The organism is Paenibacillus sp. FSL P2-0173 (genome assembly GCF_038008045.1).
In the GTDB taxonomy this organism is placed as follows: domain Bacteria; phylum Bacillota; class Bacilli; order Paenibacillales; family Paenibacillaceae; genus Paenibacillus; species Paenibacillus polymyxa_B.
The window spans coordinates 1340023-1363135 of the sequence record NZ_JBBOYK010000002.1 but is presented as its reverse complement, the minus strand read 5'-3'; the positions used below and the strand labels follow the sequence as shown (position 1 = coordinate 1363135).

17 protein-coding genes are annotated in these 23113 nt (G+C 50.9%); all 17 read left to right on the top strand.

The features are described 5' to 3' along the window. The first annotated feature begins 35 nt into the window (after nt 1-35). The 17 genes from MKX30_RS16330 to MKX30_RS16250 all read left to right on the top strand — a co-directional run bounded on the left by MKX30_RS16330 (nt 36) and on the right by MKX30_RS16250 (nt 23081). Nucleotides 36-776, top strand: coding sequence for an SDR family oxidoreductase (locus MKX30_RS16330; protein ID WP_341062999.1), 741 nt, complete (start codon nt 36-38; stop codon nt 774-776). Between the two features lie 671 nt (nt 777-1447). Next, on the top strand, nt 1448-5473 hold the full coding sequence (locus MKX30_RS16325; protein ID WP_341062998.1) for a DUF5695 domain-containing protein: 4026 nt from the start codon (nt 1448-1450) through the stop codon (nt 5471-5473). Nucleotides 5474-5608: 135 nt separating this feature from the next. Next, nucleotides 5609-6907, top strand: coding sequence for an alpha-glucosidase/alpha-galactosidase (locus MKX30_RS16320; protein ID WP_053324745.1), 1299 nt, complete (start codon nt 5609-5611; stop codon nt 6905-6907). A gap of 13 nt (nt 6908-6920) precedes the next feature. After that, nucleotides 6921-8747: a cache domain-containing sensor histidine kinase gene (locus tag MKX30_RS16315; protein ID WP_053324746.1), complete on the top strand. Its 1827-nt coding sequence runs from the start codon at nt 6921-6923 to the stop codon at nt 8745-8747. Nucleotides 8748-8763: 16 nt separating this feature from the next. Next, nucleotides 8764-10356 carry a response regulator gene (locus MKX30_RS16310; RefSeq protein ID WP_053324747.1) on the top strand — a complete coding sequence of 531 codons (1593 nt, stop codon included), beginning with the start codon at nt 8764-8766 and terminating at the stop codon, nt 10354-10356. Between the two features lie 123 nt (nt 10357-10479). Then, complete coding sequence (locus tag MKX30_RS16305) at nt 10480-11835, top strand: ABC transporter substrate-binding protein (protein WP_341062997.1); 1356 nt, start codon at nt 10480-10482, stop codon at nt 11833-11835. A 33-nt stretch (nt 11836-11868) separates the two neighbouring features. Then, a complete protein-coding gene (locus tag MKX30_RS16300; protein WP_025718934.1) occupies nt 11869-12774 on the top strand; it encodes a carbohydrate ABC transporter permease in 906 nt (301 codons plus the stop codon). Further along, entirely contained in the window at nt 12771-13697 is a 927-nt protein-coding gene (locus MKX30_RS16295; RefSeq protein ID WP_023987249.1) for a carbohydrate ABC transporter permease, read from the top strand. Before MKX30_RS16300 ends, MKX30_RS16295 begins: the two co-directional genes overlap by 4 nt. A 166-nt stretch (nt 13698-13863) precedes the next feature. Next, entirely contained in the window at nt 13864-14973 is a 1110-nt protein-coding gene (locus MKX30_RS16290; RefSeq protein WP_028543238.1) for a M24 family metallopeptidase, read from the top strand. Nucleotides 14974-15042: 69 nt separating this feature from the next. Continuing rightward, nucleotides 15043-16566 (top strand): Ig domain-containing protein, encoded by a 1524-nt coding sequence (locus MKX30_RS16285; RefSeq protein WP_341062996.1) that lies wholly within the window; start codon nt 15043-15045, stop codon nt 16564-16566. Between the two features lie 46 nt (nt 16567-16612). Next, nucleotides 16613-17821, top strand: coding sequence for an NAD(P)/FAD-dependent oxidoreductase (locus MKX30_RS16280; protein ID WP_341062995.1), 1209 nt, complete (start codon nt 16613-16615; stop codon nt 17819-17821). After that, nucleotides 17818-18819: a proline racemase family protein gene (locus MKX30_RS16275; RefSeq protein ID WP_264454115.1), complete on the top strand. Its 1002-nt coding sequence runs from the start codon at nt 17818-17820 to the stop codon at nt 18817-18819. Before MKX30_RS16280 ends, MKX30_RS16275 begins: the two co-directional genes overlap by 4 nt. A 63-nt stretch (nt 18820-18882) precedes the next feature. Then, complete coding sequence (locus MKX30_RS16270) at nt 18883-19770, top strand: dihydrodipicolinate synthase family protein (protein WP_023987254.1); 888 nt, start codon at nt 18883-18885, stop codon at nt 19768-19770. A 15-nt stretch (nt 19771-19785) separates the two neighbouring features. Continuing rightward, nucleotides 19786-21222, top strand: a complete 1437-nt coding sequence (locus MKX30_RS16265; protein ID WP_071559121.1) for an aldehyde dehydrogenase family protein — start codon at nt 19786-19788, stop codon at nt 21220-21222. Then, a complete protein-coding gene (locus tag MKX30_RS16260) occupies nt 21215-21529 on the top strand; it encodes a (2Fe-2S)-binding protein (protein ID WP_068938458.1) in 315 nt (104 codons plus the stop codon). The genes MKX30_RS16265 and MKX30_RS16260 overlap by 8 nt, the downstream gene beginning before the upstream one ends. Further along, a complete protein-coding gene (locus MKX30_RS16255; RefSeq protein ID WP_023987257.1) occupies nt 21526-21861 on the top strand; it encodes a (2Fe-2S)-binding protein in 336 nt (111 codons plus the stop codon). The genes MKX30_RS16260 and MKX30_RS16255 overlap by 4 nt, the downstream gene beginning before the upstream one ends. Then, complete coding sequence (locus MKX30_RS16250; RefSeq protein ID WP_081391148.1) at nt 21858-23081, top strand: NAD(P)/FAD-dependent oxidoreductase; 1224 nt, start codon at nt 21858-21860, stop codon at nt 23079-23081. The genes MKX30_RS16255 and MKX30_RS16250 overlap by 4 nt, the downstream gene beginning before the upstream one ends. Nucleotides 23082-23113: the final 32 nt, after the last annotated feature.

Genomic DNA, 23113 nt, shown 5'->3' with positions numbered 1-23113 from the left:
TTATCACGTATTCATTAAGAAAGGATGTCAATTATATGTCAAATATTGAAGGTAAGGTTGTCATTATTACAGGTGCCTCAAGTGGAATTGGAGAAGCGACTGCAAAAGAACTTGCCTCTAAAGGTGCGAAGCTGGTACTGGCCGCTCGTCGTGAAGCTCGTTTGCAAAAGCTGCAAGAAGCAATTCAAAATAATGGCGGGCAAGCTGTTTATAAAGTGACGGATGTTTCCTCACATGAGCAGATGGAAGAGTTAGCGGATTATGCGCTTAAAGAGTTTGGAAAAATAGACGTAATGGTCAATAATGCAGGAGTCATGCCGTTATCCCCTGTTCATGAAAAGAAAATCAAAGAATGGGATTTGATGGTGGATGTTAACATAAAGGGTGTACTTTATGGTATTGCTGCCGTTCTTCCATCCATGAGAGAAAGAAGAGAAGGGCATATCATTAACGTTTCCTCTATAGCAGGGCACTTAGTATTCCCTGCTAGTTCAGTTTATAGTGGTACAAAGTTTGCTGTGCGTGCCATTACAGAAGGCCTTCGTAGAGAAGAGTGTATCAACAATATTCGAACGACTATTGTCTCGCCAGGATCGATTGATACAGAATTAACAGCAGCAATTTCAAACTCAGAGTTAAAAACAGCAATTAATGAGGATATGAGAATTGCTATCGAGCCTTCTAACATTGCTCGTGCCATAGCATTTGCAATTGAACAGCCAGCCGATGTAGCAATTAATGAGATGATTATTCGTCCAACAATTCAAGAACTATAAAAATAGAAAAATAATGAGATATGTTGATACTGCCCTAAAAATAGATTTTGGGGCAGTATTTATATTTGTACGGTTTACATGCCTCTTGCTATTGCTATGGGATAGATATGATTTGTTAGCTCTATAAAATGGGGGTTGACCAATACAAAGCATACCATTGGAATCAGCCCAGTTTATAAATGCTTTCAGCAGATTTTTCCCCATACCCTATCCCCAAAATTCTTTACATACGCAGACTCCAAATTCTACCTTAGGAGCGAAACTATCTTAATAAATACCCTCGCATCTGAAAACCCAACGTATCGATTCCCCACTACAGCAGCTCAAAATAAATTCTCGATTTTATAGTGTCCGTTTGTATAATCTGATCACACCCCGATATATCTAAAAATGCCTCCTTGCTCCCTATCTAAATTTCTTTCTCTCCATCATCAGTAATCTTAATTCAGATAAATCTGTCGTAGCTTGGTTGATTGCCGATCTAACAGTATCCCTCTATTAGGTTGAAATCCTATATAAATCGGTTGAAAATGTTGATTTTACCAATGGACAAGGATTTGTACAATAGAGTTGTAACGCTTACATTTCCAAGGGGGTTGCGGCGAAATGAAGAGACTTCAGGTGATTGGCAAGCAAATCAGGACCCCGAGATCCAAAAGGAGGCCGTGTTGATGAAATTTAAGGGAATATTGGCGGCATTTTTGTTTTTAACCACAGCGTCTGTGTTGTTTGGGACGCATACGGCAGAGGCCCATGAACTATCCAATGACAAGCTGACGATTCAGACAGGTGAGCACGGTGAAATTTCATCCATACGTATCAAGGGAGATGCTTTCCCGACAGAGTACGTGATGAACGCAACGGTTACACCTGAGCAGAACACCGCAGATCATCAGTGGCTAGGGGAGCTGATGTTCACGTACCGCTTGGATGGAGGCAGCTGGACGAAGGCATGGACGAACAAGTCGGCAGACGCACGTAAGATCACAACCAGTGGTAACCGTGTCACTGTCACGTACGAGAATTCTACTAACGCAGAAGGCATACGCAATTTTAAAGTCATTGAAACGTATTCGGCAGAGTCGAATGGTTCGGTGCTGTGGAATATACAGGTGCAGAATACAAGTGGAAAAAAATTGGAGATTGGCGATTTCGGTTTGCCTCTGCCTTTTAATGAGCAGTGGACCAACGGTGATGCGATCTACGAAACTAGAGTGGTGACGCATTCCTTTGTCGGCAATAACAGCTCCTATATTACAGCTGGGCGTCCCAGCGGCATTGGTTCTTCCCTGCTGCTGATTCCTGATTCCACAACAGGTGCGGGTTTTGAATATCAGGATCACTGGCGGGATGAGGAGCATCCGGGCAGCAAATGGGCCTGGAATCCAGCCAACGAAGGCAAATGGCTGGAAGGACTCAATGTATTTTATATTCATTCCAATGTCATCAAGTCCACGAATCGGGGGTATTTGCCCAATACAAGCCTGATCCTGAATCCTGGTCAAAGCAAAAACTATGGCTTCAAGTTTCTGGCGGTGAAGGACGAGCATGATGTAAAAGATACGTTGTACCAAGAAAACTTGGTGGATACAACAGTCGTACCCGGCATGATCGTGCCTACGAATCAAAAGGCGAAGGTGGACCTGCGTTCCAAGCAGGCGATCAGCAAAGTAACCTATCCAGACGGAACCGTTATTCCGCAGACAGATAGCAAGGCCGGAGGACATTACATTTATGAACTGAAATTTACTAAGCTGGGTCCGAACTTCATAACGGTAGAATACGGCAACGGCAACAAAACGGTGTTACAGTTCTATGCCATCGAGCCGATTGATCAGGCGTTGCAACGGCATGCTACATTTATGGTCGACAAAACCCAATGGAATGTACCGGGTGATCTGCGCGACAAGGTATTTGATGATTGGATGATGCATACCAAATCCAAACGCAACATTTTTAACGGCTATTGGGGCTGGGGAGACGATTGGGGTCTGACCCACGGACAGTTCCTGGCTGAGAAAAACACACTGTCTCCAGTCGCCAAAGAGGTGCGGGCAGTAGACGATTATTTGGAGACGGCGATCTGGACAAATCTGATGAACGGACATCATGAGGATTATTTAATTCATGATTTCTTGATGCCAGAACCTAACGATACACCGACCTATCGAGGGTATGCGTATCCGCACGTATACAACACGTATTTCAGCATGTACAAGATTGCCAAGGAATACCCGGATCTTGTCACTTACAAGCATCCAAAGGAAACCTATTTGCTGCGGGCGTATAACATTTTCAAAGCATTGTATGAAGGGCCAGTCGCGTACAACTGGGAAACAGGTTTGATGGGCGAACTGACCACACCAGATATTATTCAGGCACTTCATGATGAAGGCTATGATGATGAAGCGAATGATCTCAAGGAAAAAATGGATCGTAAATATAACAATTTTAAAAATACAAAGTATCCTTACGGTTCTGAATATAGCTATGACAATACAGGGGAAGAGGCTGTATATACGTTAGCCAAGCAGAATATAGATACAGAGGGCGAGCAAAGTAAAGCCCTGGAAATGATGAGTAAAATTAATGCCAAAACCCGTGCGGCACGCGGTCATATGCCCGTATGGTACTACTACACCGATCCGGTGACGATTACCGGGGAGAACTGGTTTAACTTCCAGTACACGACTTCGCTTGCCGGATATGCGATGGATGACTGGATTCGCCATCATGAGGACAATCACCGTGAGGAACAACAGCGGTTGTCCTATGCAGCTAAAATTGCCAATGTTGGAGCGATTAACTCCGGGCAAATCAGCTCCGACCCTGAAAACATCGGGGCGGTCGCATGGACGTATCAAGCGGAAAAAGGCAATAACGGCACGAACGGCACTGGCGGCGGTAAAAATGTTCCGCTCTTTAACGGCTGGCGCGGCATGAGCGGTGAGGCTGATCTCGGATTGTTCGGTGCGCTCAAAACATTAAGTGCTGATATCGCGATTGATCCTATTTTTGGATTGACGGGCTACGGTGCAGAGGTGAGCAAAAGCGGCAACGTGTATACGATCAAGCCACTGGATGGCCTGTTCAAGCGGGTCAATCTGATCACGGAAAAGCTGTATATCGAGCTGGAAAAGGACCAATATACAGAAGCCAAGTTGGCAACATCCAAGGATTATGTATGGTTCCAACTGAAAAATCAAACGCCGGGCCAAGCCCATTCCACGTACGTTACATTTGACGGTTTGAAGAAAGGAACGTATCTGGTTAAAGTGGGCGGTCAATCGCAAGGAAAGTTTAATGCGTATGCGACCACCAACAAACTTAAATTGGAGATTGGTACAGCATCCTCCTATACGATAGAGCTGACACCGACCACACCTGATCCGAACAAAGCACCTATCGTGGATGCTGGCAAAGATTCGAAGGTAAAGCTGCCGGATCAGATCATTCTGAAAGGCACGGCTACGGATGATGGACTTCCACAAGGTAAGGTGACGAGCGAGTGGAGTCTGATCGAAGGACCACAGGACGCGAAGGTCACATTCAGTAACAAAACATCGCTGCGCACAAAGGTGAATGTTTCCGAGCCAGGAACGTATGTGTTCAAGCTGACAGCCAGCGATTCTCAGTTGTCAGCGGAGGCCAAAGTAACGGTGGTAGCTGAACCGGCGGCTCCGTTACTTGAACAGCTTGCAGTTTACAAGTTTGATGAAACAAGCGGTTCTGTAGTTGCGGATTCATCGGACAGTGGCAATGATGCTGCCGTGAAGGGAACGGCTGCATGGGCTGCGGGTAAAACAGGCAATGCTGTCAGCCTGAACGGCAAGGACAGCTATGTGCAGCTTCCGGCGGGTATTGTCAGTCGGACACAGCAATTGACTGTATCCGGCTGGGTCAAAGCGAACAGCCTGAGCGATTATGTGCGGATTTTTGACTTTGGCTCCGGGACGAATGAATATATGTTCCTGACGCCTAAAGCAGGAAATACCATGCTGTTTGCCATTACCAACCAAGGCAACGGGCAGGGACAGGAGCAGACGATTGAAGGCCCTGTACTGCCAACAGGCGTATGGAAGCATGTTGCGGTCACGCTTTCGGGTTCCACAGGTATTTTATACGTGGATGGAAAAGAAGTGGGACGCAATACCAACCTGACCTTGAATCCTACCAGTCTGGGTCAGACCAAAAATAATTTCATCGGCAAATCTCAGTACCCTGATCCGTACTTCAATGGTCTGGTGGATGAATTCCGTATCTACAGCCGTGCTTTGAATGCAACCGAGGTGGCAGGACTGGCCTCTGGTACAGCACAAAACCTAACGGGAGCCGAGAAAATCACGGCTTTAAAAGAAGTAAACGTGACGACTCGTGCAGGTGAAAAACCCGAACTGCCAAGCGTCGTGGAAGCTACGTATGGAGAAGGCTCCACCAAATGGGTGGCTGTGGAATGGGAGGATATAGACCCTGCACAATATGCTGCTCCAGGTTCGTTTGAGTTGAAGGGTAAAGTAGAAGGGACAGAGTTAAAGGCAATTGCGAAGGTAACTGTGATTGAGGCTGGGGCTGCGGATTCATCGGTAACACCGGTTAGTCCGGAGAATTCAGTAACCTCGTCAACTACGACACCCTCGGTAACATCTGCCTTACCGCTTCGGCCTATTAGCTCCGCTAAATCAGCGGGGGTATCCTGATGGGAGGCAACAACGCATAGTCATGACTAACCTTTCCCATCGTCACTTTCCTCCTGTAAAGGGGAGAGTGGCGGTGGGTATCCTTGCATTTGGAGTGCAAAGCTGCGAACAAAAATGTGAATGGGGGGAAAAAGTATGAGCAAGATTACATTTCTGGGTGCAGGCAGTACGGTATTTGCTAAAAATGTGCTTGGCGATTGTATGTTGACGCCTGCTTTGCAGGGCTTTGAGTTGGCGTTGTTCGATATTGACCCTGTAAGGCTAAAAGATTCGGAAAATATTTTATCCAATTTGAAAAAAACAACAGGGAGTACCTGTGTGATTCGCTCCTACACTGATCGCAAGGAAGCACTGCGTGGGGCGACCTATGTGGTAAACGCCATCCAAGTAGGCGGCTATGATCCGTGTACAATTACGGATTTTGAAATTCCTAAAAAATATGGCCTGCGCCAAACGATTGCCGATACGGTTGGTATTGGCGGTATTTTCCGCAATTTACGTACGATTCCGGTGATGCTCGATTTTGCGGCAGATGTGCGCGAGGTGTGCCCAGATGCATGGTTTCTCAACTACACGAATCCGATGGCAGTGCTAACGAATGTGATGAACGTTTATGGCGGTGTCCGTACGGTAGGGCTGTGTCATAGCGTGCAGGCGTGTATACCGGAACTGTTTAAAAGCCTCGGGCTGGAGCAGGAAGGTGTAAAGGCAAAAATCGCAGGCATTAATCATATGGCGTGGCTGCTCGAAGTGAGCAAGGACGGTGTGGATTTGTATCCTGAGATTAAAAAACGAGCCGCCGCTAAGCAACAGGAAAAGCATCATGATATGGTGCGCTTTGAAATGATGCTAAAATTCGGCTATTACATTACGGAATCGTCCGAGCATAACGCGGAATATCATCCGTATTTTATCAAACGGGCATACCCTGAGCTGATCGAGCGCTTCAATATTCCTTTGGATGAATACCCGCGTCGCTGTGTGAGCCAGATTGAACGATGGGAAACGATGCGTGAAGAGCTTTTGGGTAATCAGGATCTGCGTCATGAACGGTCAAACGAGTATGCCTCTTATATATTTGAGGCGATCGAAACGAATCAGCCTTTTGCCATTGGCGGCAATGTGATGAACACAGGCTTAATTACCAATCTGCCGAAGGAAGCCTGTGTGGAGGTACCTTGTCTGGTGAATCGTAACGGGGTTACGCCAACCTTTGTCGGGGATTTGCCACCCCAATGCGCTGCGCTGAACCGGACGAATATTAATACCCAGCTGTTAACGATTGAAGCTGCAATCACCGGGAAAAAGGAGCACATTTATCATGCTGCTATGTTGGACCCGCACACGTCCGCAGAGTTGTCCATGGATGATATCGTTTCTCTGTGTGATGACCTAATTGCAGCCCACGGGACATGGCTCCCAGCCTATGTGTAAGTGAGGCAGATGAATGGGAGGCCGTGGTCGTCAAAAGTTCGCCGGGATTCCTACAATCCGTGGGAAATTCATTGTACTGACGCTGGTACTCACCGTCATTCCGATGGTGGTGCTGACCTTTACCTTTTACCGGATCGCGGCCCATTCCCTTGGTGAGAAGTCGGAAGCGCTGGCTATGCAGTCCCGGCAAATGAGTGAAAATTACGTCAATGCGACGCTCTCCGATTTGAATGATCTAACCAATGCCATTCTCAGCAATCCTGATGTGCAGTCCACACTGGAGACCAAGCCGGAAGATGATTATGAATATTTACGGAACGATGAAACCCTCAGTATGGTTGTCCGTACGCAAACCCAGACCAAGCCGTATATCACGTCCTCTCTCATATATGCCGCCAATGGCGGGCTCAAGCATTCTCTCTATCAGGGGAATGTTTCGGTCCGTTTTGGCGGCCTTCCTACATTAGAGGAAGCACGTGTGTACTATCGCCGCCTACTCGCCGAGCGGCCCATGATGTGGATGGCTCATTCGCCGTTTGAATCCGGACGCGGGATGGCGGAGGATCGCATCTATGTGGGGAAACTGCTCCGAAAAACGACTGGAGATTATGCACCACTCGGATTTTTGCTGCTGGAAATCGACAAGGCCAGTCTATTTCGGGGGCTTGCTTTTCATGAAACAGATGGCAATACCCAGATGTGGGTGCTGGATCAGGAGGGCGAGCCTGTATACCGATTGCCGGAGCAGGGTGTTGCGGATCAAGCGCTATTGCGGCAGATTGCCAAATCGGCTGTGGATAGGCCTGTGCTTACGAAGGACTGGAGAACATGGAACGGGCGCCAGACGATGATCTCTTACGGCCCGTTAAATGAAGGACAATGGACGCTGCTGCAAAAAGTCGATCAGTCTGTGCTGTTCGAGGATGCGCGGAAAATTGGTGCCTGGACCATCTGGACTTTTTTGATTGCACTGATGTTGGGCTGGATGCTGTCTTATCGGCTGAGTGACACGATTCGTCGCCCCCTGCTTCAATTGAGCCGATTAATGGCGGTCGATGGGAGTGTGAGCGCTACAGGCTCAGCCCAAGCTTTCGAAGCTCCTACTTCCGTTGTTTTTAATCCTAAGGATGAGGTAGGGCAGATCGGGGAGCGTTTTCTTCATATGATGCAAAAAAATCATGAACTGTACGGTCAAGTCTACGAAGCGTTGCTGTCGCGTAAGCAGGCTGAGTTCCGCGCGCTTCAGGCGCAGATTAATCCGCATTTTTTGTACAACACGCTAGAATCCCTGAAGGGAATGGCCTTGGCGAATGGGCAACGGGATATGGCAGAGGTAATCGGTGCCTTCGGAAAATGCTTTCGCATTTCGCTAAGTTATGGCCGAGAGCAAATCAGTTTGGGACAGGAAGTCGAGCATGTAAGCGCCTATGTGAAGGTGCAGCAGTTCAGGTTTAGGAATTCGTTCGAGTGGATTTGCGAGGTCGAGGAGGATATTTGCGGATTTTATGTACCCAAACTAATCCTCCAGCCACTCGTCGAAAATGCTATTTACCACGGCTTAAAAGGGCGTACCGACCGTGGCTATATCATGTTATCCGGTACAAGGGAAGGGGATATGTTGCGTTTGACGGTCAGTGATGATGGGGGCGGTATTGGAGCCGAGCGTCTGAACGATATCCGGAAGTCGCTGGATGCGGAACGGGGGAATGCTATTGGCTTTGGGCTGCGCAATGTGCATGAACGTCTTCGGCATTATGGTCCGCAATATGGACTGTCCGTGACAAGCGAGCCGGGTCAGTACACCTCGGTTACTTTACTGGCACCCATTCGAACCGAATAAGAAAGGGGAGGAAGGCATGTACCGGCTGCTGATTGTGGACGACGAATATCATATTCGGGAAGGACTGAAGCTGATGGTGGCGGAAAGTGGCCTGTCAGTGGAAGTCAGTGATGTGGCGGAGGACGGCGCGACGGCATTACGTTTGTATACGGAGCAGCGACCGGACATGATTTTACTGGATATTAATTTACCGGATATGAGTGGACTGGACGTAGCAAAAACCATTCGGGAAAAGGATCAGCAGACCCCGTTATTATTCCTGACAGGGTACGAATCTATGACATATATTCGTCAGGCAGTCTCGCTTCAAGCGGTCGATTATTTGCTCAAGCCGGTGACCAGCGAGGATTTCGAAGCGGCATTGAGCCGGGCTGAGGATCGCATTGCGCAATGGCGAAGAAGCGAGGAGGAAGCCATTCACCGCCATCGTTCATTGGAGCCATTGTACAGGGAGCATCTACTGCTGGATTTGCTCCAGCAGCGGCGTCCTGCAGCCGAGGTCATTCAGGAGATGGACGGGCTGGGATTTTTCGGCGAGACGAATGGGCCGCCTTATACCGTGCTGTGCTGCGAGCTGGAGGAGGCGTCGCAGCAGGAGGCAACCGCCACTAGCAAGCCACACGGTTCCATGCATAAAAGCAGCCATGTATTCGCCGGACTGGCTGGGGAGGCTGCGGCAGCAGCCGGGGCGAAGGCGCATGGTGCGGCGGTTTCCCGCGATCGGCATGTTGTGCTGCTGGCGACGGCATCTTGCAGGGCGGCGGAACGGACGGCACAGCAGATTCGGCAGGCCGTGCAGGAACGATTGAGCCAGGGCGTGTCCATCGGGATTAGCCGTCCCGTACAACGGATGGAGCAACTTCCCGAAGCGTATGAGGAAGCTGTGCAAGCGGCAGAGCATCGGGGGTGGGTGGGCTATAGCCAGATCATCCCCTATGAGAGTATTCAGGCGGCCGAGCCGAACAGCAGTCAATTACTGGAGAAGGAACTGCTAATGATTACGGAAATTCGAGCAGGCAATGATGCTGCCGTACATGCGATTTTACAGGAATGGTCAGGACAGTTGGCAGGGTTGCCCGTCAAGCAGGTGAAAATGATTGTCACTCAGCTCGTGCTGTTCGTCATGCGGATCGTTCAGAGTGATGCATCTGTAGGACAAACGTCCATGCAGGAGCAGGACCCGTTGTTGGAGCTGTCCCGATTACGGCATGGGCCCGAGATGATTGATTATGTATCGCGCTATTTTGTTCGGGTGGGTCGTCATGTCCGAGAATCACGTGAGAAGGGGATTCCACGCAAATTCCAACGGGCCAAGGAATGGATTCGGGAGCATCTTCAGGAGGATGGCGGGCTGAACCGTCTTGCAGAGTACATGAATATGAGCCCCAAATATTTGAGTGCCCGTTTCAAGCAAGTTACAGGTGAAAGCTTCGCCGACTACCAGACGCGTGTTCGCTTTGAGCGAGCCCGAGAACTGCTGCTGGACGCGAATCGCAAGGTGGCGGAGGTAGCGGAGGTTGTGGGATTCACAGATACCAACTATTTTAGCATTGCCTTTAAAAAGCATACCGGACTGACCCCGACGGAGTTTCGTAAAACATTTTTGTAAACGCGCTGTTAAAAAAATCATACCAAAACAAAGAGAGTCTGGAGTCGTTGGGTGGTCGGCTCTGGGCTCTCGGCGCATAATAGGCTTGTAAGGAGAAACCAGTTCAGGAAGGGGCCGGTTGATTTGCTGAAACGAAGGTTACGGACATGGATGGCTCTCGTGATGACGGCGATGTTGACAGGGCTGACGGCTTGCAGTGGTAACGCTGGCGAACCGGCTAATCCCAATGCGGTCGAACTCAAGTTCATGTACTGGGGAAGCAATGACGAGAAGCAGGCGATGGAAAAAATGATTCAAAGCTTTAATACATCCCACCCGAACATTCGGGTGAAGGGCGAGCATGTCCCTGGTGACTACACGACGAAAATTAACACGTTAATGGCTGCCAATCAGCTTCCTGATATCGCCTACTTGGGCGATTCCCTCACGATGAAATGGGCAAGTGAAGGCAGACTCCTGGATTTATCCTCTTATTATGACGAATATCCCGAATTAAAAAACAAGCTCAAATCCTCCTATCTCTACAGCGAACCTGGCAAGTCTATCGGAAATTACACCGCATTGGAAGTGATGCAGTTATTTTACAACAAGGAGTTGTTTACAGAAGCAGGGGTACCCGTCCCTCCGGCTGATCCTCAAAAAGCGTGGACATGGAATGAATTTCTGGAAATTGCCAAAAAGCTGACCAAGGATCAGAGCGGCAAGCATCCGGGAGACAGTGGATTTGATCCGAAAAATATTGTGCAATACGGCTTTGCCTTCGGCAATGACCGCAGCTCCTGGGGGCCCCTTTTAGCGAGCAACGGTGGAGGTTTGACTGACAAAACGGGCAAGAAGTACACCCTGAACAGTCCTGAGTCGGTGGAGGTCTTTCAGAAGTTGCAGGATCTGGTTTTCAAGGAGCATGTTTCTCCTGATTTGATCCAGCAGCAGGACATGCCGTCCAATACGATTCGGCTTCAGACAAGAAAGGTCGCCATGGTGGTAGACGGGACATGGTCCCTGCTCGATTTTTCGAACAACAAGCAGCTGCAATGGAGTATCGGCGTTCTGCCGAAGCTAAAAGAGCCCAAAACGATGATTGTTGCGGGAGCCACGGTCATTTTCCAGAGCACCAAGCACCCGAAGGAAGCGCTCGAATTTTATTTGTATCATAACAATCCCGAAAAGGTGGATTTGTTCAAGTCCGGTCTTTGGATGCCTATCGAGGAAAAATATTATATCGATGAGCAGGCCATCCAGTCATGGACAAATAATGCCGCACATCCACCGGAATTTCAAAAGGCTGGCATTGAGTATGCCAGAGATTATGCGATCAAGCCGTCAACTTCGACCCTTCGCAACTGGCCTGATATCGGTTCCAAGCTGACCCCAGGGCTGGATCTGATTTGGACGAACAAGAGGACGCCGAAGCAGGCACTGGATGAACTGGAACCTATCATTCAGCCATTGCTTCAAGGAGTATACCCGGATGAATAATGCGGCGGGACAGCTGCGAAAGGAGAACGGCCCATGAAGCGACCAAAATCAGGAATGATGCGTATGGAGCGAAACTGGGGTCTGCTATTCGCGCTTCCTGCCATCCTCGGATTAATGATATTTACAATTGGACCGATCGCGGCCTCGTTCGTATTCAGCTTAACCGATTGGACGATTGGTGGACAGATGACCTTTATTGGATTGGACAATTACCGAACCATTTTGACTGAGGACGCTACCTTTTCCCAATCCATGTTCGTGACCACATATTATGCACTGGGTAGCGTACCTCTAGGCTTGGCGGCAGCTTTTATCATTGCGCTGTTATTAAATCAAAAGGTGAAGGGTTTGTCGGTGTTCCGTACGATTTATTATTTACCTACCATTGTACCGAGTATTGCCAACACGATGCTGTGGCTATGGATGTTCAACCCGGATTTTGGTCTGTTAAATTCGCTGCTGGAGGGTGTTGGACTGCCGGGGAGCAAATGGATTTATGACGAGAACACTGCAATACCCTCGCTAATCATGATGAGCACCTGGGGGATCGGGAACACGGTCATTATCTTTTTGGCGGGACTTCAGTCGGTTCCCACCCATCTGTATGAAGCAGCTGAGGTAGACGGCGGCAATAGGTGGCACAAATTTTTTCACATTACCATTCCTTCGATGACACCAACTATTTTCTTCAATCTGGTCATGTCTTTAATCAGCACCTTTCAGGCATTCAATCAGGCGTATGTTATGACCAACGGAGGGCCTAACAATTCAACCCTGTTCTATGTGTTCTACTTGTGGCGTACGGCCTTTACGGAGACTAAAATCGGCTACGCCTCAGCGCTGGCCTGGATCTTATTTTTCGTCATCATGGTCCTAACGGTTCTGATTTTCTCCACATCCAAAAAGTGGGTCCACTATGAAGGAGGGGAACGTTCATGAATCAGGTCACTTCTTCTGTCAATCCTTCAGAAACACCACAACATCCGCTTCCACAGCCTGAACGCTCCCGAAGTCCTGCTACCGCCACCCGTTCCAAACCATTCCCAATCAGCCGTGTTGTACTGTATATCGTTTTAATGATAGGTAGTGTTTTAATGCTGTTGCCATTTGTATGGCTCATTCGTAGCTCTCTGATGGGGACATCCCAAATTTTCGTGTTCCCGCCAGAGTGGATACCCTCTCCTTTTCAATGGAGCAATTACCCGGAAGCGCTGACTTCAGTACCGTTCGGCAGGTATTTTATGAATACGTTCATCATTGAGGTATGTGTGCTGGCAGGAGTGATGTTGACCTCGATTGTATCGGCGTTTACTTTTGCCCGCCTACGCTGGCCTGGACGTAATCTGATCTTTTCTCTGCTGATCGGGTCGATGATGCTGCCTTACGCGGTGACGCTAATTCCCACTTTCGTGATGTGGCGTGAGCTGGGCGGTCTGAATACATTTCTGCCGCTGATTGTTCCTGCATGGTTCGGTGGAGGGGCGTTTAACATCTTTTTGATGCGACAATTCATGCTGACGATTCCACGCGATTTGGACGAAGCGGCTTATATGGACGGAGGTACGCCTCTGACTGTACTATGGCGCGTCATTATTCCTTTATCTTCGCCTGCATTGATCGTGATCGGAATATTTACATTTATTGATGTGTGGAATGATTTTTTGGGCCCGATTATTTACTTAAGTGACGAAAAGCATTTTACGCTAGCGCTGGGGCTAGCGACTTTTCGGGGATTGAACAATACCAACTGGCCTTACCTGATGGCGGCTTCCAGCACAATTTTGGCTCCCATCGTCCTGATATTTTTTATCGGACAGCGCTATTTTATCGAAGGCATCACATTGACAGGGATAAAAGGCTAAAAGGAAGCTGAGACGCGCTGGTGTGCTTGAAAAAGAGACGGAGAATTGGGTGCAGGACTTACGGGAAAGCGGCAGCGAGAAGAGCATACATGTGTTCAAAAGCAAGTGGAGAGTATGTTCTAAGGCATATGCCCTGAAAAGAGATGTGGAATAAGGAGGCGTACGAGTGAAAGAGGAAGAGAGTCAAAAGACAAAACCGTTACAGGGTGTTCCAGGCAGACTGGCCCGGTTACGCTCGGAATTCCCGGCTCTAGGGATAGATGCACTGCTTATTACACATGGGCCTAATCGAAGATATATGACCGGATTTACAGGCTCCGCTGGAATTGCACTTGTTACGCAGGAAGAGGCTTTTTTAGTGACGGATTTCCGCTATATGATGCAGGCAACAGATCAGGCAGTGGAATATTCAGTGATTCGGCATGAGGCGCAAATCTTCCAAACCGTGGCCGATCTCACAAGTAAATTGGGTGTCCACAGACTGGGTTTGGAGAGCAGGCATGTTTCACTTCAACAGTCGGGACAGCTACAAGCCGCGCTGGGCTCGTTGGAGTACGTACAAACGGAGGATGTCATTGAACGGCTGCGCGATGTGAAAGACGAAGAAGAGATTCGCACCATTAGCGAAGCTGCGCGTATTACCGATGCCGCCTTCACGGAGGTGCTGAATTGTATTCAGCCTGGAGTTACAGAGCGGCGGATTGCGGCGGAACTGGAATATCAGCTTCGGCTCGCAGGCGCGGAATCAGGCGGTTTTGCGTTCATTGTCGCTTCAGGTGAGCGTTCGGCGCTGCCGCACGGACTGGCCAGTGACAAGGAAATTGGTCAGAACGAGTTCGTCACAATGGATTTTGGCGCAAATGTGCGTGGTTATCTATCCGATATCACGCGTACCGTATTCGTAGGCCAGCCCTCAGAACGACATGAGAAATTGTATGCCATTGTGCTGGAAGCAAATATGAAGACGATTGCAGGACTTCGTCCCGGCTTAAGCGGTCGGGAGGGAGACAGTCTGGGGCGGGATGTGATTGCTTCTTACGGCTATGGGGAGCAGTTCGGTCACGGGCTGGGCCACGGTTTTGGTCTGGAAATTCACGAGCAGGTACGGCTGTCCCGCGAAAGCAAGTCGGTGCTCGTACCGGGTCACGTCATTACCGTGGAACCGGGAATTTATATCCCAGGCTTCGGCGGGGTTCGCATTGAGGACGATGTGCTGATCACAGATGACGGTGTCAAGGTACTGACCTCTTCGCCTAAGGAACTGCTTTTATTATAAAACTAAGTGGCGTTATAGGTAACTGTCCATAGTTTGCAAGTCATTCAAAAATGAGATGGAGGGGATCAAATGAACACGCATAAAAGGCACACCAAAATATGGATGACTGCGCTGGCGGCTTCTCTCATTGTGGCTTTGACACCAGCTATTCCGGGTCAACAGGCTTATGCCGAGGCGGAGTCGGATGTAAAAGTCATCGACATCTTTAGTCGGACGGTGAACGATTATGGTATAGATCTGGTTGATTGGCAAGGATATCTGGCGAACCCGTATGTGAAGCTAAAAGTGAAGCCGCCAGCGGATGCCGCTTTTCCGTTAACGGTTACGTTAAATGCGCAGGGCACGTCCCGGCTGATGATGGATCTGCCAAGTACTTTGTCGGCGCAAGGTGCAAGCAAAACGCTGACTTTTGCCAATGCACAGGAGGAAAAAGATTTTCGGTTAGCCATCCATCCTGACCGGATTGGAGGAAACGGTGAAATAGAGAACTATACGCTGTCTATGTCCGTTGCCGGAAATGATGGTCACACGACTACTCAGTCCATTCCGATTCGCGTGTTGGATCAGGACGATAATGAAGAGCCCACAGTCCCTCTCCATTTTGATTACCGCTTCGATACGATCAAGCCTTATTTCAATGATGCGGCTACCAAAAAAGCCGCAGAGCTGGCGGTAAAGGACTGGTTCTATTTCTTTGATCTGGCTCCTTTCGATGAGGTTCCTGCCAACGCTGAGGTAAACCATCTGCCAGGAGACGACTGGCAAAATGAAATACAGGTGACAAATGATAAGCCCTACAAAGGCATGTGGGTGTTTATGAGAGGGCTGAACGGACCCTATTCTACGGGCTTTCCAGCCACGAACGGCAATTATCATACACGTAACGGTGTGACCGTCCCGGGGAACCTGAACCGTTCCTATAGTCTGATTCTGGATTTCTATGATGATGCGATTCCATTTACATCCGTGGACGATGAAGAATGGTATCAATCCGATCTGTCCAAAGTGACGGATGTGCATGGGCTGATCATGCATGAATTCGGTCATGCCATTGTGTTCAGCGACACATTCCCGGGTGTCAAAGCGCTGAAGGAAGCGGCGGGCAATGACCCGGATATTATGGCTTATCAGCACAGACCAGCCGCGCTGGACGACAGCTATCATCTCTCCGGAGAGCTTGCAGAAGTCGACCGATTGAGCGGTCAAAATGGAGGCTGGCGCCATCTGTTTCCGACCCGGCGTTGGATGAACACGAAGCTTTCGCTGCTGGTAGCAGAAAAAGCAGGCTGGCCGCTGCGTAAGGACCTGACTCCTTTCCTCGCGCCAGAAATCATGACGAAGGAATTGCCAGCACCCGTCAAAGGCAAAGCGTACACGGCCAAGCTGGAGGCCAAGGGAGGCGTTCCGTTTTACGATTGGACGGTGACAGGCGGTCAACTGCCCGAAGGGTTCACACTGAACCGCTTTACAGGAACGATTAGCGGAACAGCAGGCAGCGGAGCAGGCAACAAGACGTATACGTTCACCGTACAGTTACGGGATTATGATGAGCTGAGCAAGCCTGTGAAACAAAGCTTTACGCTCAAGCTGTAAAGAATACCTCACAAACAGATTAAAACGGTCGAAGGGAGGGAAGCGAATGAAATATGATGCCGCGGATCTGGTCATTGTAGGCGGCGGAATCATCGGTACAGCCATCGCTTATTATACGGCTAAGTCCGGTATGAAAGTCGTACTGGCTGAGCGAGGGGAGATTGCTGGAGGCACTTCGTCCCGTTGTGATGGAAATATATTGGCAATCGATAAAGAGCCCGGGTTTGACAGTCGAATGTCGTTGGTATCGCAGGAACTGGTGGCAGAGCTGGCTAGGGAACTGGAGGATGAGTTTGAGTATCGTGCGCCTGGCAGTATTCTGGTCTGTGAAAACGATCAGGAGATGCAAGCGGCTGAGCAATGGGTAACCCGTCAAGAGCAGGAAGGACTTCCATTTCGCATGCTGGATCAGCAGGATTTGCGAGAGGAATGGCCGCATTTAGCCAAAGATTTGCCGGGCGGGCTGGAGTGTGCGACAGATTCCACTGTAAATCCGGTGTTGATGACGTATGCACTGGCCAGGGCCGCGCGTCGGATGGGGGCCAAGTTATTACCGCGCATGCCGATACAGTCCATCCTTCAGGACGAAAGGGGGAACGTCCGCGGGGTAGAGACGCCCAATGGCGTTATCCATGCAGGTGCAGTGGTATTGGCGACAGGTGTGTGGACACGCAGCATCGGTCATTCACTCGGTTTGGACCTTCCGATCATGCCGCGCAAAGGGCATATACTGGTGTCTGCCCGAACGCCTTCCATTGGGAACCGCAAGGTAATGGAGTTTGGCTATCTGATGAGCAAGTTTGGCGGTCAGCGGAGTGTGGATGAGCTTTATGAAAAATACGGTGTAGCGCTGGTGTTCGAGCCAACCGCATCCCAAAATATTCTGATCGGCAGCAGCCGTCAGTTTGTCGGTATGGACACAGGTGTCGATCAGCAAGTGATTCGCTTAATCGCCCGCAGAGCCATTCGCTTTTTCCCTGCTTTAGCCAATATACCGCTGATGCGGGCGTATACCGGCTTGCGTCCATGGACACCTGATCATTTGCCAATTGTATCGGCAGTGGACGAAGTACCGGGGCTGTATATCGCTTCTGGTCATGAGGGGGATGGCATTAGTCTTGCGGCGGTTACGGGTAAGCTGGTGACCGAAATGGTACGGGGTGAATCCACTTGTATTCCGGTGGAGCCGCTGCGATATGACCGATTTGGGGAGGCTTTTACCAGCCACGAGGTTCACGGGGAGGTAACTGGATGAGTGTACCGGGCAGAATTACTACCATTGATACCCATACGGGAGGCAATCCGACGCGGACGGTCATTCACGGCGCGCCTAAGCTGGTAGGTCATACGATGCTGAAAAAAATGACTTATATGGCAGCACATCATGATGATTTTCGCCGTTTGCTGATGTTCGAGCCGCGAGGGCATGAGGTGATGTCGGGCTGCATTTTAACAGAACCTTGTCATCCAGATGCAGATATCGGTGTGGTTTTTATAGAGACTGGCGGCTATTTACCGATGTGCGGTCACGATACGATTGGAGTATGTACAGCGCTGATGGAAGGCGGGCTGATTGCTGCGGATAAAAAATCAATATTGCTGGACACTCCGGCAGGCCCGGTTCATGTGCGGCTGAAGGTGGATGCGGGCAAGGTGCGACAAGTAACGTTCACGAACATCCCTTCTTTTGTGTACCGCCGTGAGGTTGAGGTCCAGGTAGAGGATATCGGTCAAGTCACGCTGGATATTGCGTATGGAGGCAACTTTTACGGCATTGTAGAGGCGGCTTCCATCGGTCTTGCACTGGAGCAGAGCAATGGGGCAAAAATTGTACGAACAGCAGTGCAGATTCGGGAGGCAGTGAATGCTGTTGTTGAGGTAGTACATCCTGAAAATCCGGTTATTCAAGGATTGACGCATATTGAATTCTACGGGGAGCCTGTGGCTCCACAGGCCGATTGCCGCAATGTCGTCGTCATCCCACCGGGAGGTATCGATCGTTCCCCTTGTGGCACAGGAACCTCGGCCAAGGTAGCGGTGCTGCACGCCAAGGGAAAACTGGGCTTAAATGAGCCGTTTGTACATGAAAGTATCACAGGTTCCATGTTTCGGGCTGAAATCGTGGGCGAGACGCAGATAGGTCCTTATCCGGCAGTCATTCCACAAATTACAGGCTCGGCTTGGGTGACGGGACATCATCAATTTGTGTTGGACCCCGAGGACCCTCTTAAAGAAGGTTTTTTGCTGGTGTGAGCATTTTATATCAATCCCGAATGCTGAATATGAAAATAAAGATGGGAAAGGGTTGGTAAGCATATGGCACGTTTTGAAGGTGTATATGTGGCCTTAGTTACACCGTTCACGGCAGAGCTGGAGGTAGACCATAAGCGTCTGACCGAGCTGTGCGAGCATCTGATTGCAAGCGGCATTAGCGGACTGGTTCCTACGGGATCGCTGGGAGAATATGCGGCTTTGTCCCCGGAGGAACGGTCGCAGGTTGTGCACACCGTAATTGACGCTGCGGCAGGGCGTGTCCCGGTTGTTGTCGGCTCGGCGGCTCCGTCCACCAAACAGGCGGTGCATTGGATTCAGCATGCGAAGGATGCCGGGGCAGCGGGTGTCATGGCACTGCCGCCCATTAATTACAATCCACTGCCTCACGAAGTAACGGCCCATTATGAAGCATTGTCAGAGGTGGGCTTGCCGATCATTGCGTATAACAACCCCCATGATTACAAGGTTGACTTGACTCCAGATATTCTTGCGGACTTGTCGCGAATTGAAAATATCGTAGCAGTCAAGGAATTTTCCGGTGATGTACGGCGTATTCACGCTATTTTGGACCAGACAGAGCTAGAGGTTATGGTCGGAGTAGATAATCTGGCGATGGAGGGGGCATTATTCGGCGCGACAGGCTGGATTTCGGGGGTACCTAATGCGCTGCCCAAGGAAGGGGTAGAGCTGTTCCAACTTGCGCAGGCGGGAAATATGGCGGAAGCGTCCGCGTTGTATCGCAGGCTGCTGCCGCTGTTCCACTATGATGCCAGCCCGCAATTGGTACAGTCCATCAAATATATGATGGAACTGGCTGGATTTCCGGTCGGTCCGACACGTCCGCCCAGACTTGCGCTGCCGCAGGCGGATTATGACCGCATTCGGGAAGCATTTGAGGTGGCGGTTCGTCCAAGCGAAGTTTCATCCTGAACGGAGGTGAAGACGATGGAGAGCCGAAATTGGATCGGCGGTGAGTGGCTGAACCCTTCAGGTGAGGAAATGGTGGTTCACAATCCTTCGTCCTTGAAGGAGGAGGTCGGAGTCGTCCATTTTTCAGAAACGGGCGATATTACACAGGCCGGGGATGCGGCACGGCTGGCTCAGGCAGGTTGGGCCGCGTTAAGTCCCGCAGCACGGGGAGTTTATCTGTTCAAAGCAGCCGGGTTACTAGAGGCAGCATTACCTGAATTGGCTGAGCTGGCTAGCCGTGAGATGGGCAAGCCGATTACCGAGATGCGCGGAGAGGTCATGCGAGGTGTCCATCTGCTCCGATACTACGCGGCAGAGGGCGTACGATCCATCGGTACAGTCATTCCTTCGAATGAGCCGGGAGTGCTCCAATACACGAAGCGCATTCCGCTGGGTGTAACGGCAGTCATTACGCCGTGGAATTTTCCGGTAGCTATTCCGCTATGGAAAATCGCCCCTGCACTCTTGTGCGGAAACACGGTCATCTGGAAGCCTGCCGAACATGCTTCATTAACTGCAGTGCGGGTCGCCGAGCTATTCGAGGCGGTGCAGCTTCCGCCCGGCGTACTGAACTTAGTCATTGGGCAAGGTAACCGTATTGGCGATGCCTTACTGGAGCATCCGGTACTGGATGCGGTCAGCTTCACGGGTTCTACTGCTACAGGTTTGGGCATTGCGGGACGGTGCGCACGCCGTAATATCAAGTACCAGACCGAGATGGGCGGTAAAAATGCCGCTGTGGTGCTGAAGGACGCGGATGTGGCGCAAGCAGTAGCGATGATTGTTAGCGGAGCTTTCCGTTCAGCCGGGCAAAAATGCACGGCCACCAGCCGGGTAATTGTGGAACAGTCTGTCTATGAGACGTTCACGGAAGCCTTACGCCAAGCGGTGGAAAAAATCCAGATCGCCCCTGCACTGGACCCCAGTGCGTATCTTGGACCTGTGGCATCGGCAAGTCAGTATGAGAAGGTCATGTCCTATGTATCACTCGCCCGCCGGGAAGCCGATATTTTAGCCGAAGGTGGAGCCGCCGCCGGGACGGATAACGGATATTATGTGCGTCCGATGGTGGCGACTGGACTTGATTCGTCCCATCCATTGATTCAGGAGGAGATTTTTGGACCTGTGATGGGGGTAATGCAGGCGGACGACTTCGAGGATGCGATTCGACTGTGCAATGATTCTATTTATGGATTAAGCGCCTCGCTGTTCACCCGCGATTTACGGCTGGCTCACCGGTTTCTGGATGAGGCGAACGCCGGTATGGTCCGGGTTAATCAGGAGACGGCTGGTGTCGAATACCAGGCTCCGTTCGGCGGTCTGAAGCAATCCAGTTCACATACCCGGGAACAGGGCCAGGCGGCGCTGGATTTTTATTCAGCGATTAAAACCTGCGCGATCAGCTATGAGTAAGCGGGCGACGGGACGAAGTGAGACGGTTGAGAGCGCATCAGGTCATTTGCTCGTATGTCGCTGTGAAGAAGTGAGTATCGCACAGATGGAGCAGGCCTGCCGCATGGGCGTGGACACCGTGCGCCAGCTTAAAATGGCTACGCGGGTGACGATGGGGGCATGTCAGGGCAGGGTATGCCGACAATTGGTGGAGTCATGGTTTTACAATCAGGTTCCTGCTGCCCGCCGGGAGGCGGAGCTGTTGTCACAGAGGCCTCCCGTACGTCCCGTAACGTTCGGGCAGCTGGCAGAGGGAGGTTCCTTATGAGCCGCATGCGTATTGTAAATCATCCTATTTTGGGACCCAAGCCGGAACGGCGGCAGGTATCTTTCATTTTTGACGGTCGTCCCATGCAGGGATTGGCTGGAGAGCCATTGGCAGCAGCACTACTGGCCAGCGGTGTCCGTCTGCTGAGAAGGCATGAGGAATCCGGTACGGCTAGAGGTGTATACTGCGCCATTGGGCATTGTAACGAATGCCGCCTGACGGTTCATCCGTTCGGTACCGTCCGTTCCTGCCTGACCAAGCTGGAGGAAGGTATGGTGGTGGAAACCGGACGGCAACTTTCGAATGAAATCACAGGGAGAATTGTGACATGAATGAAATGGCGCATCTCATCGTCATTGGGGCGGGTCCCGCCGGATTGTCCGCAGCGGTATCGGCTGCTGAGCAAGGATTGCCAGTCACGGTACTGGATGAGTTTACAGAGCCGGGTGGACGCATGCCCGGGCAATATCATGAGGAAGGCAGTCAAGGCTGGTGGGTTGGAAAACACGTTTCGGATGAGCTGATTACCCGTTGCAGGGAACTTGGGGTAGACATTCGCTGCGGCGTTTCCGTACATGGTATGGAATATACAACGACGTGGGAAATTTCCACTTCCTGTGGATTGTTCACTGCGGATTACGTATTGCTGGCGACTGGAGCTGCTGAAATTCCCGTTCCGCTGGATGGCTGGACGCTGCCGGGCGTGATGTCCATCGGGGCCGCGCAGGTGATGACCAACGTTCATTACGTTAAGCCAGGAGAGCGAGGCATCATAGTGGGCATGAACGTATTGTCGATGGCGATTGCCCGCGAGCTGTCTGTCGCCGGGGTGAAGGTGGCGGCGATTACACTGCCGTGCGCTAATCCGCTGGCTGGTGCGGCGGCAGATCCGACAGCCTCCGCGAAGCTGCTGCTTCAGCTGTCGGGGCTGGCCCCTGCCGCCTGGATGCGTGCAGGCGGCAGGCTGGCAGCTGCGATGCGGATGGAGAAACTCATCGCGTGCTGCTATCCCCACAAAGGCTTCCGTCTGTGGGATATCCCGATCCGGTTGCGGACGGCGGTGCTGTCCGTCAACGGGCAGGACCGGGTCGAATCTGTGACCCTGATCCACGTTAAACCGGACGGCTCGCCTATTCCCGGCAGCGAGCGCGTCGAACCCGCCGACTTCGTGGCGCTGAGCGGCGGCTTGTACCCGCTCGCCGAGCTGGCGGCGGTAGCCGGGTGCAAATTCGTGTACAGCCCTGAGCTAGGCGGGCATGTTCCACTGCATGGTGAGCGAATGGAAACCTCGCTCAAAGGGCTGTACGTTGCCGGCAATATTACCGGCATCGAAAGCGGGCTGGTCGCGATGGCCCAAGGTCGATTAGCCGCCGCTTCCATGCTCCATGCCGCTGGACTCGGCGGAGCAGGCGGGGAACAGCGGGTACAGGAGGCGATCCGTGAGGTCCATTTTGCACGCAAGCATGCGCTGATTCAGTTTCATCCCGGCATTACAGAGGCGAGAACGCAGCTGTACCAGCAGTGGGGGCAAACCTCTGGCAGCGGCGCGTAACGGCTCATTGTGTTTGATATGCATTTTTTTAT

Coding starts and splice junctions, on each gene's coding strand:
- MKX30_RS16260 (WP_068938458.1), top strand. CDS start 21,215: ATGAGTAAGCGGGCGACGGGACGAAGTGAGACGGTTGAGAGCGCATCA.
- MKX30_RS16275 (WP_264454115.1), top strand. CDS start 17,818: ATGAGTGTACCGGGCAGAATTACTACCATTGATACCCATACGGGAGGC.
- MKX30_RS16285 (WP_341062996.1), top strand. CDS start 15,043: ATGAACACGCATAAAAGGCACACCAAAATATGGATGACTGCGCTGGCG.
- MKX30_RS16295 (WP_023987249.1), top strand. CDS start 12,771: ATGAATCAGGTCACTTCTTCTGTCAATCCTTCAGAAACACCACAACAT.
- MKX30_RS16250 (WP_081391148.1), top strand. CDS start 21,858: ATGAATGAAATGGCGCATCTCATCGTCATTGGGGCGGGTCCCGCCGGA.
- MKX30_RS16330 (WP_341062999.1), top strand. CDS start 36: ATGTCAAATATTGAAGGTAAGGTTGTCATTATTACAGGTGCCTCAAGT.
- MKX30_RS16310 (WP_053324747.1), top strand. CDS start 8,764: ATGTACCGGCTGCTGATTGTGGACGACGAATATCATATTCGGGAAGGA.
- MKX30_RS16270 (WP_023987254.1), top strand. CDS start 18,883: ATGGCACGTTTTGAAGGTGTATATGTGGCCTTAGTTACACCGTTCACG.
- MKX30_RS16315 (WP_053324746.1), top strand. CDS start 6,921: ATGGGAGGCCGTGGTCGTCAAAAGTTCGCCGGGATTCCTACAATCCGT.
- MKX30_RS16265 (WP_071559121.1), top strand. CDS start 19,786: ATGGAGAGCCGAAATTGGATCGGCGGTGAGTGGCTGAACCCTTCAGGT.
- MKX30_RS16300 (WP_025718934.1), top strand. CDS start 11,869: ATGAAGCGACCAAAATCAGGAATGATGCGTATGGAGCGAAACTGGGGT.
- MKX30_RS16255 (WP_023987257.1), top strand. CDS start 21,526: ATGAGCCGCATGCGTATTGTAAATCATCCTATTTTGGGACCCAAGCCG.
- MKX30_RS16320 (WP_053324745.1), top strand. CDS start 5,609: ATGAGCAAGATTACATTTCTGGGTGCAGGCAGTACGGTATTTGCTAAA.
- MKX30_RS16325 (WP_341062998.1), top strand. CDS start 1,448: ATGAAATTTAAGGGAATATTGGCGGCATTTTTGTTTTTAACCACAGCG.
- MKX30_RS16280 (WP_341062995.1), top strand. CDS start 16,613: ATGAAATATGATGCCGCGGATCTGGTCATTGTAGGCGGCGGAATCATC.